We start from the raw sequence: 14,487 nt of genomic DNA, 5'->3' as shown, positions 1-14,487 counted from the left end.
ACTTTGCTCTTGACGCTTCCCCGGCTCCTTTCTAGGATTCGCGGCATACCATGGTTAGAGCATTGCGCAACGGCATCATGCTGCTCACCCTTCTGCTGGTCGTCGTAGGCGGAACGGGCATGGTTTCCGTATGCCCCTGCCATGAGGAGGTTTTTCTCTTTTCCTGCTCCTGCCATCAGGATGCCGCCCCCTGCGAATGCCGTGGGGACCATGGTTCCGGCGCCGGCAGTTCCACCCCTCTGGCCGGGCACCTCTGCGAACACCAACGCCTGGAGATTGACGACCTGACGCTGCCCGTTCTTCATGCGCCGCTTCCACAACCCTGCATCATCTGGCAGACGTTACCGGATTTCCACCATCTGGCGCAGCCTCTTCTTTTAACAAGCCAAACATCGGATTCCGCCATACCGGCTCCCCCTGACCCCTTCAGGGACGATGGCCCGGTACATAAAGGCTTTCAGCTTCCCCTGCTGATTTAACGGCCCCCTTTTCAGGAACGTCCCGGGACGCTTCCGGCTGAACGCTGCTTTTTTAATTGCGTCCGGCCCTGTTTGTTTCCGCAGAATGATCTGCCGCATTGTCCAAACCTGATTGAGACGAACTGTCTCCATTTCCTTTTTCATCATGAAATCCATACCATTTTTCGCTGGGCTCGGCCTGACCGCCTTCCTCAGCTCATGCAGCGTCTACCACAGCGCACCCATTGACTTGAACGCGGAGGAAGCCTCCTGGAAAGAGGCGTCCCGCGTGGACGCACACACCTCCGTCACCCGGAACCAGGCGCGCCAGATTGGCCTGGTCATGAATCCGGACCTGAACAAGGCACGCCTGAAACTGGCATCCAGCAATGAAGTAGCCAAACAATCGGGCTGGTGGAATGATCCGTCCTTTTCCTGGGACATTGAGCAGGTCCTTCAGGAAAATACGCTCAACATGGCCGGCAGCCTGGGCTTCACCATTCCCGTAACCGGCCTCCCGGCTCTGGAAAAGAAGGTGGCGGAACAGTACAAGGAGGCGGATTTCTGGACCCTCCGCCAGGCGGAACTGGATTTTCTCAGTTCCCTGGACCAGGCCTGGAGCAAGCTGGCCGTCACCCAGCGCCGCAAGGCGGTCATCCGGGAACGCCTGGAGGCGGTCAGGAATGAAAACGGCATGATTGAAAAGCTCATCGGAGCGGGGGAAGTGGAATTTTCCTCCCGCCAGGTGGCTTCCCAGCGCATGAATGACGCCATCCGGGAACTTCAGACCGTAACGGAAACGGAACTGGAACAGAAGATGGAACTGGTCAAGCTGATGGGGCTGCATCCCTCCGCGGCGCGGAAGCTCGGCTTCCGCACGGAACAGGGCTTCCAGCTTCCCGCCGCCGTTCCAGCGCCCAGCCCCGCCGCCCTGACGGCAGCTCCCAAAATCAAGGCCCAGCTGGCAGCCTACGCCACCACGGAAACGCTATTCAAGACGGAAATCCGGCGCCAGTATCCGGAACTGGAACTGGGGCCCTCCTTCACCCGTGACGACGGTGAAAAGGAAGTGGGCGGGGAAATAGGGTTCAATCTCCCCCTTTGGAACCGCAACCGCAAGGCCATTGCGGAATCCCGCGGAACACGGGATATGTCCAGGCAGGAAACCATCCAGCTCTGGAAGACGGAATTGTTCAACGCGCGCCAGCTTGACGCCAGCCAGCAGATGGTGCTGCGCCACTGCCGGACGGAGCTTCAGCGCATGGACTCCTTCGCCTCCTCCGTCCGGACCATGGAAAAGCTGCATGGCATCGGGGAAGCCTCCCTGCTGGAACTGGCGGAGAACCGCCACCAGCTTTACGAAAGCCGCCTGGCCTTCCTGGATAATCTGGACAAGCTGCTGGCCATTCAGGCCCAGCTCCGCTACCTCACCCACGCCAACCTTCAATCCAAATAAATTTCTCACCATGTTAACGAATATGAAACGTCTCTATTTTTCCATCATCCTGGGCCTCGCTCCCGTTTTTGGCCTCAATCCTGCACGCGGAGAACAGCAGGCCCCCGCTGAACACAAGCACGAGGACGGCACTGCCTGCACGGCCGATCACGGCCATGAAGAACACCAGCACAAGGAAGGAGAAACCTGCACCGAAGGCCACGCCCATGAGGAACACAAGCATGCGGACGGCTCCGTCTGCACGGGCGGCCATGAGCAGGAAGGCCACCAGCACAAGGAAGGGGAAGCATGCACGGGGGATCACGAACATGAAGAAGGTGAGGGGAAAGCTTCCGGACAGCAGGGGGATATGATTCCCGTGCATGTGGATGAAAAGGCGCGCCATTCCCTGGACATGCGCTTTGAGAAGGTGACGAAAGTCCCCCACGGCGCGGAAAAAACCCTTCATGGCCAAATGGTCATTCCTCCCCATGCGGTGACGACGTACGCCCTTCCCGCCGCAGGGCGCGTGACGTTCAACGTCAAGTCCGCCCAGCAGGTACGGAAAGGGGAACTGCTGTACACGCTGGCCTCTCCGGATATTGTGGAGATGGAAGGGAACGCCTCCCAGGCGCAGGCCGCCCTGGACCGCGCCGCGGCGGAACTCAACACCCTCAAGGAACGCCGCGCCCAACTGGAAAAAATCGGCACGCGGAACAGTGAACTGAATACCTCCATCCAGTTCAAGGAAGCGGAAATCCACAGTCTCCGGGCCGCCCTGGACGCCAGCAATAATAAATTGAAGCTGGTGACGGATTCCGGAGCGCTGAAAAACAACCTCCTTTACGTGTACGCCGCGGCGGACGGCTCCGTCCAGTCCGTGAACATGACCCAGGGCTCCTGGGGGGAACAGGGGGCCCCGGCCCTCGTCATGACCAACAAGGGGGAACTGGAATTCGCCACTACCATTTACGGGGCGGACCCCGTCCATTACGCGAAGGCCCAACTGGCCCTGACCAGCGGGAAAAACACGGAAGTGCTGAACGGCGCCCTGCGGGTGGCGGACCAGGTGGACCCCGCCACGCAGTCCCGCGCCCTGTACTTCGTTCCGGACCATATGCCGGAAGGGACGCACGCCGGGCAGCTTGCCCGGCTGGACCTTTATTCCCATGACGCCGCCACGGACGGCTTTATTCCCGTTCCCAACAGCGCCGTCGTCAAGGTGGGGGTGAACGACGTGGTTTTCATCAAGGCGGCAGACGATACCTTCGTCATGAAGAAAGTGGAGACACTGCCCGCCCGGCAGGGGAAAACGCCTGTGAAGGGACTGACGCCGGGACAAACCATCGTGACCAAGGGCGGGTATGAATTGAAATACATCCTGCCCACGGGGGATGCCGGGAGCAAGAAGGCGGCCGGGCACTTCCACGCGGACGGCCAGTTCCACGAAGGAGAACACTGATATTCAGCTAACAGTGATTAGAGAAAAGTTAATAGAAACAAGAATTCGATGAATTTTCTAATTTCATTCTGTCTGAATAACAGGATTACCGTGATTCTGCTGACGATTGCGCTGGCAATTATCAGCATTTTCGTGGTGAAGAATATTCCTGTGGATGTGTTTCCAGAACTGAAGGTTCCGCGCGTCACCATCCAGACGGAAGCCCCCGGCCTTACCGCGGAGGAAGTGGAGCAGTATATCACCATTCCCATTGAGTCCGCCATGAACGGCACCGCCGGAGTCAAGGGCGTCCGTTCCTCTTCCGGCAGCGGGCTTTCCTTCGTATGGGTGGACTTTGACTGGGACAAGGATATCTACCAGGCCCGCCAGATCGTGACGGAACGCCTGGGCGCGGTCCGGGAGTCCCTGCCGGAAGGCACGTCCCCGGAGCTGGCGCCCATCGTCTCCGTCACGGGAGAAATCATGCTGATCGCCCTGACGGGGGACAAAGACACCTCCACGCTGGACATGCGGCAATTGGCGGAATACAAGCTGCGCACACGCCTGCTGGCCATCCCCGGAGTGGGACAGGTCACGGTGCTGGGCGGCCGCCTGCCTGAGTACCAGGTGGTTTACGATCCTAACAAGCTCAAGCTGGCCGGAGTGGACCTTTCCAGCCTGAAAACGGCCATTGAGGAATCCCAGTCCTCCGTGCCCGCCGGGTATCTGGAGGACGTGGCCGGGCAGGAGCTCCCCATCCAGCAGGATACCCGCACCGCCAATATTGAACAGCTCAACCGCGCCCTGGTTCCGGACCACGCCTCCGGCATCCTGCGGCTTCAGGACGTAGCGGACGTCAAGATAGACGGCGCGCCGCGCCGGGGCGACGCCGGATTCATGGGGGAAGACGCCGTGGTGCTCTCCGTGCAGAAGGTGCCGGGCGCCAATACGCTGGCCCTGACGAAAGCCGTGGACGCAGCCGTGAAGGAATTTAGCCAAAGCCAGCTTCCCAAGGGCATGAAGCTGCACACCAGCGCCTACCGCCAGGCGGATTTCATTGAAATGTCCCTGGACAACGGAACGGAAACCCTGCTCATTGCGGGGGCGGTGGTCATGATCGTCATCTTCCTGACGCTGCTGAATTTGCGCACGGCCATCATCACGCTGATTTCCATGCCTCTGTCCGTCCTGTTCGGGATGATGATGTTCCCCGTCTTCGGGCTGGCCATCAACATCATGACCCTGGGGGGCCTGGCCGTGGCCGTGGGGGACGTGGTGGACAATGCCATCATCTTCGTGGAAATAGCGTGGCGGCACCTGAACCGGAACGCCGCCCTGCCGGAAGACAAGCGCAAGAGCAAGTATGAGGTGCTGATGAAGGCCAAGGGGGAAATCGTGGGTTCCATTTCCTTCTCTTCCGTCATCATCCTGCTGGTGTTCACGCCGGTGCTCTTCCTGTCCGGGCTGGAAGGCCAGTTCTTCCGCCCCCTGGGCATCTCCTACATGCTGGCCCTGCTCTCCTCCCTCATTGTGGCCGTCACCATCACCCCGGTGCTCTGCTACATGTGGTTCAAGAAGAGCAAAAACGCCGCCACCCTGGAAAGCGGGGACTCCTTCAGTTCCCGCCTCATCAAGCGCATTTATGCGCCCATCCTTGAGCTGTGCATGCGCTTTTCCAAGACGGTCTGCGCCATCATGGCGGCCATCACCCTGCTGGCCCTGTGGCTGGGCTCCACCTTCGGGACCAGCTTCCTGCCCCCGTTCAACGAAGACTGCTATACGGTCTTCGTCAGTACCGTGCCCGGTACCTCCCTGGATGAAACGGAGCGCATTTCCCGAACCGTGATGAAGGATATTGAACACATTCCGGGCGTTCTCAGCGTCACCCAGCGCACGGGACGCGCGGAAAACGACGAACACGCGGAACCCGTTAGCGCCTCCGAACTGCTTGTGCGCGTGGACTTGAAGAAGGATCAGAAAGAGCTGCGCGCCGCCATCAAGAAGTGCATTGACGGCATCCCCGGCACCAGCTCCATGATAGGCTACCCGCTGGCGCACCGCATCAGCTCCGCCCTGTCCGGCTCCAACTCGGAAATCGCCATCAACATTTACGGTACGGAGCTGCCCCAGCTTCGCCTGGCGGCCCAGAAGGCCAAGGAGATTCTGGCGAACATGCCGGAAGTGGCGGACGCGCGCGCCAACCGGGAGATCATGGTGGACACCATCCGCGTGCAGTACAACCAGGAAGCCCTGGCCTCCCACGGCCTGACCATGGCGAATGCCGCGGAACAGGTTTCCACGGCCATGAACGGCCAGAAGCTGGGGGAAGTGATCAAGAACCAGGACCACTGGAACATTGTCCTGCGCATTGACCCGAAGCTGAAGACGTCCATGGAAGACATCAAGAACCTGGAACTGATCTCCCCCAATAAAAAGACCGTTCGCCTGGACGACGTGGCGCAGGTGTACCGGGAGGAGGTCTCCAACCTCATCCTGAGGGACAACACCATGCGGAAAGCCATGATTTCCTGCAACCCCTCCCCCAATTCCAACCTGGGGGACCTGGCGAAGGCCTGCCGGGAACAATTGGACCCCGTGATGAACGCCATGGGCTGCACAGTGGACTATGACGGCACCATCAAGGCGCGGGAATCCGCCTCCGAGCGGCTTTACGTGCTGGGCGCCATCGTCATGGTGCTCATTGTGCTGCTGCTTTCCTCCGCGCTGGGGAGCGTCCGCCGCGCCATGCTGACGCTGGTGAACATTCCGCTGTGCCTGGTGGGCGGCATCGTAGCCGTCTTCCTGGCCTCCCCCGGCACGCTGTCCTCCCTGTTCGGGGACACGTACATTCCGCCCATCCTCTCTGTGGCCTCCATCGTGGGCTTCGTGACGGTCATCGGCTTTGCCATCCGCAGCGGCCTGATCCTGCTCAACAGGTACCGGGCCCTGGAGCACAAGGGGCTGGCACCGGCAGAAGCCATCCGGGAAGGTTCCCTGGAGCGCGTGGTCCCCATCATCATGACCTCCCTGACAACAGTGCTGGGGCTGCTCCCGCTGATCTGGGCCATTGACAAGCCAGGCGGCGAACTGCTCGGCCCGCTGGCCATCGTCCAGTTCGGCGGCCTGGTCTCAGCCACCATCCTGAACCTGCTCATCATTCCGGCCACGGCCAAACTCTTCTCCCGCTGGATTTCCTCCCGGCGGAAAGAACTGGAAGCAACATCCTGATTCCAGCGGCGGAACCGGGGAAAGGACGAGGCCCCGGTTCCGCTTTTTACAATAACAGACGTAACAAGTCCTTGCCTTACGGACGGAGAAGGAGCACACATTGGGTGCTTAAGCTTCACTTTCATGCCCAAACGGAAATCCACCAGAGAGCACCTGCTTAACACGGGAGCCATGATCATCGGAGAATCCGGACTACGCGCTCTCACTGTCCGTGGCCTTTCCCTGCGCGCGGGCACCAATACGGGGAGCTTTGTCTACCACTTCGGCAACCGGGAAGCTTTTCTAACCGAACTGCTGGAACGCTGGTATGAACCGCTGTTCACCGGTGTCAGAACCCACGCGAATATCCATCTTCCGGCTTTTGAAAAGCTGGAGGCCATCCTCGGGGACGTCATGGAGTTCCTGCTGCGCCACGGCCAGTTCATCGCCCATCTGGTGCTGGATGCCCTGGCGGGGGAGCAGGCGGCCATCCGCTTTATATCGGGAATCCATACGCGCCACCCCCTTGTCCTGCTGGAAACCATCAGGGAAGCCCAGCAGGAAGGGTCCGTGCTCCCGGGAGCCCCCATGAACATTCTGATTTACCTGGTTTGCTGCGGAGGAGCCCCTTTCATCCTCTCCGGCCAGCTCCAGGTGCACGACCCGAAGGCCGTCCGCCCGGTGCTGGACCTGCTGGGGACCATGCTCAATGACCCGGAAAGCGCCAGGCAGCGCATGACCTGGGCGCTCCGCGGCATCCGGCAGAGCTGAAACCGTCCAGCAATACCCACGGCCCTTCCCTACCGGCGCCAATGGGGACGATGGCGCGGCGGCGGCGGAGGGCTGTGGTGGTGATGGTGCGAGTCATGGCGGTACCTGTCCTTGTCCCGGTCATGCTGTACCGCGGCGCCGATGGCGGCTCCTGCGGCCAGCGCGCCCACTCCTATGGCGGCAGCGCCTCCGGGCGTCACGGCGCTGTTCCCGTAACTGTCCGTCGTGCAGGACGGCAGGAGGGAAAGAGCGAGCCCCGCGAGGGGAAGAAGCCAGAGGGATTTGATAGATCTGTTCATGGTCTGAAAAAATGTGGTTGGTACCGGCGGCCCGGTTTACATCCAGTAAGCGCGCACGTTCCTCATTTTTTGTTTAAGCATGTCACAACCCCGCAGGAAATTCCGGCATCACCGATCCCCATGCGCGTGAACGCTCCCGAGCAGCCTTTCCAGGCTGGAACACCGTGCCCCACAGGCCTGAATACGAACATACGCATGCCGCAAAGAGCAGGCATGCGTATGTGGAAAGCGTTTATTTTCCGGTGTCCCGGAAAAGCGCGCACGGATTATTTTTTCTCCGTAACGGGTTCAATGCGCACGGGGCTCTGAATATCAAACAGGCTCTTGCGCAGCAGATAGCCTCCACGCTGAAGGGCGAATGCGCTGGACGGGAACTTTTCCGCAAGTTCACGGTAAAAGGCGCCGGCGGCGGCATTGTCCTTTTTGGCCCGGGCAATATCCCCCAGGCACATGGTGGCGAAGCCGGAGAACGTGGGATCCCCCGCATCCACCACGGAACGGAACAGGCCTTCCGCCTCATCCGCCTTCCCACGGTTCATCAGGCGGCATGCCAGAGTAACGGAAGCCTGGGCTTTCCATTCTTCCGTGGGAGCGGAATCAATAAAGGACTTCATCCGGGCTACACCCTCGTCTTCCTTGCCGGCGTTCCACAGGGCAACCGCCTGAAGATAGGTAGCGGTAACGGCGGCGCGGGAATCGTCAAAGTCAGCCACCACCTGCTGAAGCCCCTGTTCATTCAGGGAGATTTCCCCGGTGGCGGGGGATTCCGGCATGGCGGCTACCAGGGCGGCGCCGGCTTTTCTTTCCATGGAATCCTGCATGCCGTTGTAAATGATCCAGCCGGCAGCGCCAAGAACGCACAGCAGCACGACCAGGGCAACCTTGCCGTAGTGTTCATCCAAAAATTGTTCATGCTTGGCCGGTCCGACGGAAATTTCCGCAAACGCGCTTCCATCACCCATGGGCATGTTGTCCATAGCCCGTTTAATATCCTTGATATCCATAATATTGTTGAAGAGGTTTCTACCGTGTTGTCCAGGTCAAATCAATCAGCTTTTTACTTATCTTCGCCATGTTCCAGAAGCTGAAGGGAATCCTTCAGGCCCAGGTTCCTGTAGATTTCCCGGGTGGCGCGGCTCTGGTTGAGCGTATAGAAATGAATGCCGGCCACGCCGGAATCCAGCAGCTCCGCACACTGGCTGGAGGCGTACTGGATACCTACTTCCTGAATGGCGTCCGGATTGGAACCGGCGCGCTTCAGCGCCTTGAGCAGCCGGGCCGGGAAACACGTGCCGCCGGAGAGCTCCGCCATGCGGTTCATGCCGGAGAGGCTGGTCACGGGCATGATGCCGGCAAGAATGGGGGCCTTGATGCCGGCCAGGAGGCAGCGCTCCCGGTAGTCCAGAAAAGCGTGGTTGTCAAAAAACAGCTGGGTGCAGATGTAATCTGCGCCGGCATCCACCTTCGCTTTCAGGAAGTCCATTTCACGCAGGCGGTTGGGAGTGGCCGGATGACCCTCCGGGAAACCTGCCACGCCTATGGCAAACCCGTCCGGGTCCGGATGGCGTCCGGATTCATTATATTCACGGATAAAGGCCACCAGGTCCGCCGCATGGCGAAAGGCGTCCGCATCACGATTGTAATCCGCCGCGCCGCGCGGAGGGTCCCCCCGCAGGGCCAGAACAGCCCTCACCCCCGCCTGGGCGTACCGGTCCAGGATGTTCCATACTTCGTCCCGGCTGTGTCCCACGCAGGTGAGGTGGGGCACCGTGGGAATGCGGGATTCATGCTGGATGCGCAGCACCACCTCGCGGGTAAGTTCCCGGGTGGAACCGCCCGCTCCATACGTTACGCTGACAAAGCTGGGGTGGTACGGCTCCAGTTCACGGATGGTCCGGTACAGGGCCGCCGCGGCCTGCTCGTTTTTAGGCGGGAAGAATTCAAAGGACAGGCTGGGGCCCGCGGCCGACTGCAATCTTTCTCTCAGATGCACTTCTTTTTACTTGGCTTGGCTCTATCCGTATCCGCTTACGGCTCCATGGGAATCATCACCGGCTGGGGTGCGGGAGAGGGGGCGGCGGACGGAGCCGCTCCGGCACCACCTTCTGAAGACATGTTTTCCTGCCAGCTGGCTGGCGGGACAATCACTTCATCCCCCGGCTTGATGGTTTCCTTGTCATTGTTGTCAAAAAGCGTATTGCGCTTCACATAGGACTGGAACACCTTGCCGTCAGGATCAACCCCGTCGATAATCAGGGATACAAAAATGCTTCCGCGCCTCCGGATGCCCAGTTCCTGCCCCACTTTCAGATCGGGCTGGCCGATGGCCTGAAACAGGACCAGGTTGGCGTCACGGTAGTATTCCGTCACGCGGCCCACCTGCTCCGCATCCTTGATCTCATTGAGCCATTGCAGGCGCGGATCACCCTTTTCAATGCTCCGGCGTTCCAGCAGGGCGCGTTCCTCCTCCGCCATGGCGTGGCGCTTTTTCAAGTCTTCATTTTCCTTTTTCATCCGTTCCAGCTCAGCCGTGGCATGAGCCAGTTCCTCGCTCACCACGGGGTCCGCCACCACCACCGGCTGGGCGGTTGTGCTGGGAACCTGGGTAGGCATGGGCAGATAAGGGGTGGGGCTGGCGGGCGCCGCAGCAGGCGCGGAGGCCAGCTGCTGCTGTTGCTGGATCACGTCCATTCTTGAGGAAATGTTCACATAGATGATCCCCAGAACGCCCAGGACCACCACCAGGAATGCCAGAATCAGAATGCGGAAGCTGCTCATGTCGTCGAAGGGTAGAGAGATTAATAGGAGTAGTTGAGATAGAACTGGAATTGTCCGCCACGGTCAATGGCGTTGTTCTTCTGGATCGGGATGGCGTAGTCCACCGCCAGGGGGCCGATGGGAAGGTTCAGGCGCAGACCGATCCCGTAGTCGGAAACAATCTTGGACGCGCTGAAGTCAAAGGAGTCTCCGTTAACGAAGCCGATGTCATAGAACACGGCGACGCGCACTTCTTCAATCACGGGAATGGAGTATTCAAACTGGCAGAAGAAGGAGGACCGGCCGCCCATCGTTTCATCACCGCTCAAAGCCGGATTGTACGGAGCCACGTCCCGGAAACGGAAGCCGCGCATGTTGTACGGGCCACCCAGGTAGAGGCGTTCAAAAATGGGCACGTCATGGTCGCCGTAGGAATCCACGGTGGCGGCGCCGGCATTGATGCTGAAAATGGTATCTCCACGCAGGTTCCAGTAATAGGAGCCGTTGATGCCGAAGTTGTAAGTCTTCACATCGCCGCCCAGGCCGGAATAGCCGGCCAGCACCTCAAACTTGCCGCCCTTGCGGGGGAATATCTGCGCGTCACGGGTATCAATGGTGTAGGAAAGTTCCACGTGGCTGCGCAGGTAATCGCCGTCCTGCATCCAGAAGAAGATGGGGGCGTTCCCCTTGGCGTCAATCTGGTACTGTTCCAGGCGGTATTCCAGTTTCACGTAATCCAGCTCGCCGATCGGCTTGCGCAGGGAAACGGCAAAGCCGTAATTCTGCTGGTCGTAATAGTCGGAGAAATACGTGGAGTTGCTGTAGAAGATTTCCGTGCCGAAGGCCAGCTTGCGGTGCAGGAACCACGGGTCCACCCAGGAGATGCTGGCGTCCTGCGTTTCAAAACCCACGCGGGTGTTGATGGCGAAGCGCTGGCCGCCCCCCACGAAGGAGGACCAGTCATACATGTCAAAGTTGGACTGGGTGATGCCCGCGAAGAGGTACACGCTTTCAATGGAGGAGAATGCCACGCCGATGTTCAGGGACCCGGTGCGTTTTTCCGCCACTTCAATGTTGATGTCACGGTAGCCCGGCCGGGTGGAGCCCACCTGCGCCACGTCTACCATGTCAAAGTAGTTCAGATTCTGGAGACGCTTCTGGGCCGTATCCAGATCCACGGAATTCATGGGGTCGTTGGACTGGAGGGGAAGTTCCTGGCGAATCACGTAATCCTTCGTGCGGTTGTTCCCAATCAGGCGGATGTTGCCCACGCGGTAGGGACTGCCTTCCGTCACATGGTAAACGATGTTGATCTGTCCATACCCGGTCCTGGGGTCAATGCCCACTTCCTGGATGTCCGGGCGCACGGCGGCGTCCGCATACCCGCGGGAGCCGTAATAGCGGCGGATCATCGTCACATCGTCAGCCACCTTCTGGGCGGAATAGGTATCCCCGTTGTACATGCTCAGACCGGGAATCAGCTCCTGGGCCGTGAACACCTTGGTGGGGCCGAAGGCGACCTGGTTCACCTTGTAGCGGCGGCCTTCAGTAAGGGTGATCTTCATGGTGAGCTTCTGCTCGTTGCCCTTGCCGGCGTCGAAGTATTCCACCTTGTCCAGCTTGACGCGCAGGTAACCCTTGTTGCGGTAGTAGGTCACCACTTCAGCCAGATCGTCCTCCACCTGCTCGCGGTCAATGCGTCCGGATTTGGTAATCCACGTCAGCCAGCCCTTTTCCTTGGTCTTCATCACCTGGCGGAGGTCCTTGGAGCTGATGTGGTCGTTGCCTACAAAGTCAATGTTGATGATGTTGGCTTTCTTGCCTTCGTTGATGTCAAAGACTACATCTACAAAGCCGGGGCGTTCCGTTTTCTGGTAAAAATAGGATACGCGCACATCCGGATACCGGGCTTCCTGATAATAGGTGCGCAGCTTGGAGATGGCGCTGCTGAGCGCCTTGTCGCTGAGGGCTTCCCCCCCTTTCAGGCCGCACTCCTCGGAAAGGTCCCGGTTGTCAAAGGCTGTGTTGCCGCGGAAGCCCACACCGCCCAACAGGTTCTGGGCCGCCATTTCAAACACCACGGAAACGCCGTCACCGGAAGGTTCCACGGCCACCGTCGTATTGCCGCCCACCAGGCCGCTTTCCAGCAGGCGTTCCAAATCCTTGTTCACCACTTCCGGGGAATAGCTGGAGCCCGGCTGCGTAGCCAGCAGGTTTTTCAGGCGGTCTTCAGACACGGTCTTGCCGGTACTCCTGTAACGTACGGAAACACTCTTCACGGGGCGGCCTTCATACGCCTGGTCCCCGGACAGAAGCCCCGTTTCCGGGCCCAGTTCCTTCACCACCTGGTCCGGCGTCATCACGGAACCATAGCCGCCTCTGTTAAGGGAAGTCTTATCCTGGGCCAAAGCAGCCGAACATGCCATCAGGGGGAAGGAAACACACAAAAAAACGGGTCGAATCATGAGAGCTGAACTTAATGCTTGGGATATAAAGGACTTTTCCTCCTGCATAGTCAAGACGTGATTCCGCGTAGAACGCAGTTGCCCTGCATTTTTATGTTGCGCGCGCAGGCGCCCGGAAAAGGCAATTGTGTCATTCCTGTGCAATAGCTTGCACTCCATATACCCTCTCATTACATTTACCGCCGCCCGTGTTTTGACCGCTGCCGTCATCCCGGAGCCGAGACAGAACCACTTTCAATTAACACTGACCGTATTATTTATGGAAATCAACGTTGATATTCAACCGGACTGCACAGCCACGCTGAAAGCTTCCATCCCCGCAGAAACCACGGCTGCACGCCGCGCCTCCATTGTGGACTCCTACGCCGGCAAAGCCAAGCTGCCCGGTTTCCGTCCCGGCAAAACGCCCAAGTCCATCATTGAAAAGCGCTTCAAGAAGGAAATTGAGGAAGAATTGCTGGACAACCTTTTTGAAACGGCCTGCTCCGCCGCCCTGGAAGAAAACCCCAAATTGAAAGTGCTTAACTTTGGCAAGCCGGAACAGTCCCTGGATGACAAGGGCAACTACACCGCCACCAGCACGATGACCGTAGTTCCCGAGTTTGAACTGCCGGAATACAAGGGCATTGAAGTCAAGGTTCCCTCCTCCGAGGTGACGGAAGCGGACGTGGAGGAAGCCCTGAAGTCCCTGGCCGAGCAGATCGCGGAGTTCACTCCCGTGGACCGCGCCGCCAAGAAGGACGACGTGGCGATCATTGATTTCAAAACCACGCTGGAAGACAAGCCCGTGGCGGAAGCCGTCGGCAAGCCCGTAGGCTTCCTGGAAGGCCGTGAAGGCCAGTGGATGAAAGTGGAAGACGATCAGTTCCTGCCCGGCTTCGCCTCCGCCCTGGAAGGCCTGAAGGCTGGCGAAAGCAAGGACATCACCGTCACCATTCCGGATACCTTCCCGATTGAAGACCTTCGCGGCAAGGAACTTGTGTTCCACACCACCGTCAAGGAAGTTCGTGAAAAGGAACTCCCGGCCATGGATGACGCCTTTGCGGAAAAAGTGCTTCCCGGCAAGAACCTGGAAGACCTGAAAACCGCCCTGAAGGAAAACCTGGCCCAGCGCAAGACTGCGCAGATTGACGAAGCGAAGGCTGACCAGATCACGGAAAAGCTGGCGGACCTGCTGGACTTCAACCTGCCGGAAGCCGTCGTGGAACGCGAAGTGTACGGCATCCTTCAGCAAAAGATGCAGCAGGCCATGTACAGCGGAAACGCCCCGGCGGACATGGACAAGTTTGTGGAAGAGGCCCGTGAAGAAGCCAGAAAGGAAGCCAAGCGCAATCTCAAGGTATTCTTCATGCTTCAGGAAGTGGCCCAGGTGGAAAAAATCGCCGTCACGGAAATGGAACTTTACAATGAAGTGGCACGCCAGGCGCGCCAGCAGAAAAAGAACCTCAAGTCCTACATCCGCGAACTCCAGCGCGAAGGCCGCGTGCATGGCATCAGAATGAGCCTGCTGACAGCCAAGGTACTGGACTTCCTGACAAAAGAAGCCAAAGTAACGGTAGACGAGCAATAACCCTCCTCTGCACAAGACACCTTACCAGGGGGAGTTGGCGCGCACATGCCCGACTCCCCCGTTTTGTACCCGGCAGGCGGGAAA

11 protein-coding genes are annotated in these 14,487 nt (G+C 59.2%); 6 read left to right on the top strand and 5 right to left on the bottom strand.

The window, feature by feature from the left end; translation table 11 throughout:
- Window positions 1-50: 50 nt before the first annotated feature.
- From ABGM91_RS05895 to ABGM91_RS05875, 5 genes are all read left to right on the top strand, one after another.
- Entirely contained in the window at window positions 51-479 is a 429-nt protein-coding gene (locus ABGM91_RS05895) for a hypothetical protein (protein WP_290566001.1), read from the top strand.
- A gap of 145 nt (window positions 480-624) precedes the next feature.
- Entirely contained in the window at window positions 625-1,914 is a 1,290-nt protein-coding gene (locus ABGM91_RS05890) for a TolC family protein (RefSeq protein WP_354834594.1), read from the top strand.
- A 22-nt stretch (window positions 1,915-1,936) separates the two neighbouring features.
- Window positions 1,937-3,355: a hypothetical protein gene (locus ABGM91_RS05885; RefSeq protein ID WP_354834591.1), complete on the top strand. Its 1,419-nt coding sequence runs from the start codon at window positions 1,937-1,939 to the stop codon at window positions 3,353-3,355.
- A gap of 48 nt (window positions 3,356-3,403) precedes the next feature.
- Complete coding sequence (locus ABGM91_RS05880) at window positions 3,404-6,562, top strand: efflux RND transporter permease subunit (RefSeq protein ID WP_215427657.1); 3,159 nt, start codon at window positions 3,404-3,406, stop codon at window positions 6,560-6,562.
- Window positions 6,563-6,685: 123 nt separating this feature from the next.
- Window positions 6,686-7,312, top strand: coding sequence for a TetR/AcrR family transcriptional regulator (locus ABGM91_RS05875; protein ID WP_215427659.1), 627 nt, complete (start codon window positions 6,686-6,688; stop codon window positions 7,310-7,312).
- Between the two features lie 29 nt (window positions 7,313-7,341).
- Here the strand turns inward: ABGM91_RS05875 and ABGM91_RS05870 are convergent, their stop codons facing one another.
- The 5 genes from ABGM91_RS05870 to bamA all read right to left on the bottom strand — a co-directional run bounded on the left by ABGM91_RS05870 (window position 7,342) and on the right by bamA (window position 12,833).
- Window positions 7,342-7,611: a hypothetical protein gene (locus ABGM91_RS05870; protein ID WP_354834587.1), complete on the bottom strand. Its 270-nt coding sequence runs from the start codon at window positions 7,609-7,611 to the stop codon at window positions 7,342-7,344.
- A 266-nt stretch (window positions 7,612-7,877) separates the two neighbouring features.
- On the bottom strand, window positions 7,878-8,615 hold the full coding sequence (locus ABGM91_RS05865; protein WP_290566007.1) for a tetratricopeptide repeat protein: 738 nt from the start codon (window positions 8,613-8,615) through the stop codon (window positions 7,878-7,880).
- 53 nt (window positions 8,616-8,668) lie between these two features.
- Window positions 8,669-9,604 (bottom strand): methylenetetrahydrofolate reductase [NAD(P)H], encoded by a 936-nt coding sequence (metF, locus tag ABGM91_RS05860; RefSeq protein ID WP_290566008.1) that lies wholly within the window; start codon window positions 9,602-9,604, stop codon window positions 8,669-8,671.
- 35 nt (window positions 9,605-9,639) lie between these two features.
- Window positions 9,640-10,389, bottom strand: a complete 750-nt coding sequence (locus tag ABGM91_RS05855) for a hypothetical protein (RefSeq protein ID WP_354834583.1) — start codon at window positions 10,387-10,389, stop codon at window positions 9,640-9,642.
- Window positions 10,390-10,409: 20 nt separating this feature from the next.
- Window positions 10,410-12,833: an outer membrane protein assembly factor BamA gene (bamA, locus tag ABGM91_RS05850; RefSeq protein WP_354834580.1), complete on the bottom strand. Its 2,424-nt coding sequence runs from the start codon at window positions 12,831-12,833 to the stop codon at window positions 10,410-10,412.
- A gap of 259 nt (window positions 12,834-13,092) precedes the next feature.
- On the opposite strand from bamA, the gene tig reads away from it, so the two are divergent.
- A complete protein-coding gene (gene tig / locus ABGM91_RS05845; protein WP_354834577.1) occupies window positions 13,093-14,403 on the top strand; it encodes a trigger factor in 1,311 nt (436 codons plus the stop codon).
- Window positions 14,404-14,487: the final 84 nt, after the last annotated feature.

Source organism: Akkermansia muciniphila (assembly GCF_040616545.1).
In the GTDB taxonomy this organism is placed as follows: Bacteria; Verrucomicrobiota; Verrucomicrobiia; order Verrucomicrobiales; family Akkermansiaceae; genus Akkermansia; species Akkermansia muciniphila_E.
This window is presented reverse-complemented; position numbering and strand designations above follow the sequence as displayed.

Excerpts from the sequence above, each read along its gene's own strand:
- ABGM91_RS05895 (WP_290566001.1), top strand. The coding sequence starts at position 51 with ATGGTTAGAGCATTGCGCAACGGCATCATGCTGCTCACCCTTCTGCTG.
- ABGM91_RS05890 (WP_354834594.1), top strand. The coding sequence starts at position 625 with ATGAAATCCATACCATTTTTCGCTGGGCTCGGCCTGACCGCCTTCCTC.
- ABGM91_RS05885 (WP_354834591.1), top strand. The coding sequence starts at position 1,937 with ATGAAACGTCTCTATTTTTCCATCATCCTGGGCCTCGCTCCCGTTTTT.
- ABGM91_RS05880 (WP_215427657.1), top strand. The coding sequence starts at position 3,404 with ATGAATTTTCTAATTTCATTCTGTCTGAATAACAGGATTACCGTGATT.
- ABGM91_RS05875 (WP_215427659.1), top strand. The coding sequence starts at position 6,686 with ATGCCCAAACGGAAATCCACCAGAGAGCACCTGCTTAACACGGGAGCC.
- ABGM91_RS05870 (WP_354834587.1), bottom strand. The coding sequence starts at position 7,611 with ATGAACAGATCTATCAAATCCCTCTGGCTTCTTCCCCTCGCGGGGCTC.
- ABGM91_RS05865 (WP_290566007.1), bottom strand. The coding sequence starts at position 8,615 with ATGGATATCAAGGATATTAAACGGGCTATGGACAACATGCCCATGGGT.
- ABGM91_RS05855 (WP_354834583.1), bottom strand. The coding sequence starts at position 10,389 with ATGAGCAGCTTCCGCATTCTGATTCTGGCATTCCTGGTGGTGGTCCTG.
- bamA (WP_354834580.1), bottom strand. The coding sequence starts at position 12,833 with ATGATTCGACCCGTTTTTTTGTGTGTTTCCTTCCCCCTGATGGCATGT.
- tig (WP_354834577.1), top strand. The coding sequence starts at position 13,093 with ATGGAAATCAACGTTGATATTCAACCGGACTGCACAGCCACGCTGAAA.